Below are 1,009 nucleotides of genomic sequence, written 5' to 3' on the forward strand. Positions count from 1 at the left end.
GCGTCCGGCAGCTCGGGGTGGGCGATGGTCACGTGCATCTTGTCGCGCAGGTCCTGCCAGAACTGCGCCAGCACCTCGGTGGGCGTGCCCATGCTGCCCTTGCGCACCAGGCCGTAGAGCTTGTTGGCGGTGGGCGTGATGCCATACCTGAAGAACAACAGGGCGCAGACCTCGCGGTAGAGCGCGCGGGTCTCGGGGAACTGCGCGCGCAGGGCGGCCACTTCGGCGGCGAGCGTGGCCTGCAGGGCGGCGTCGGACGACGCGTATTCGGGGCTGGCAGTCATGTTTGGGCGGCCGACAAGATTAATTTCGATAAATATTACTACGTAATACGTTAATTATTTGAGTAAATTTCTAAATCTTTAGACATAAGTACCATTCTGTCTATAATTATGGCTACCCTCACACCATGCCGCCCGCCACCCCGATGGAACCCCTCCCCCTCACCACCCTGCCCGCCACCCCGATCGAGCGCTTGCGCCTGCCCGCCGAACTGAGCGGTACCGCCGGCAGCAACCGGGCGCGCGGCGGCACCCCGCAGATCTCAGCCGCCGACGATCTGGCGGCGGTGACAGCCTGGCTGGCCCGCTACGCCGACACCCCCGCCACCCTGCAGACCTATCGGCGCGAGGTGGAGCGGCTGCTGCTGTGGGCCGTGATGCAGCACGGCAAGCCGCTGTCGTCGCTCACCCATGACGATCTGCTGCTGTACGAGCGCTTCCTGGCCGATCCGCAGCCAGCCTGGCGCTGGGTCATGGCGTCGCGCAAGAAGCTGGCGCGCGGCGCGCCCGCGTGGCGGCCGTTTGCCGGGCCGCTGTCCCCGGCCAGCGCGCGCCACACCATGGTGATCCTCAATGGCCTGTTCGCCTGGCTGGTCGACGCCGGCTACCTGGCCGGCAACCCGCTCTCGCTAGCGCGCAGCCGGCGCGGCCAGTCCAAGCCGCGCGTCACGCGCTACCTGAGCCACGACATGTGGCAGGCGGTCAAGGACGCCATCGACGCCATGCCG

1 protein-coding gene and 1 pseudogene are annotated in these 1,009 nt (G+C 67.1%); one reads left to right on the top strand and one right to left on the bottom strand.

Annotated features, from left to right (window positions below):
* The coding region (locus ACYP5B_RS45960) for a DNA-binding protein (RefSeq protein ID WP_459574022.1) at positions 1-284 on the bottom strand (284 nt) is incomplete at its 3' end.
* A 143-nt stretch (positions 285-427) separates the two neighbouring features.
* Here ACYP5B_RS45960 and ACYP5B_RS45965 point away from each other — a divergent pair.
* Positions 428-1,009: pseudogene (locus ACYP5B_RS45965) on the top strand (tyrosine-type recombinase/integrase); the annotation flags it as partial.

It is taken from the genome of Cupriavidus sp. 8B (assembly GCF_054589115.1).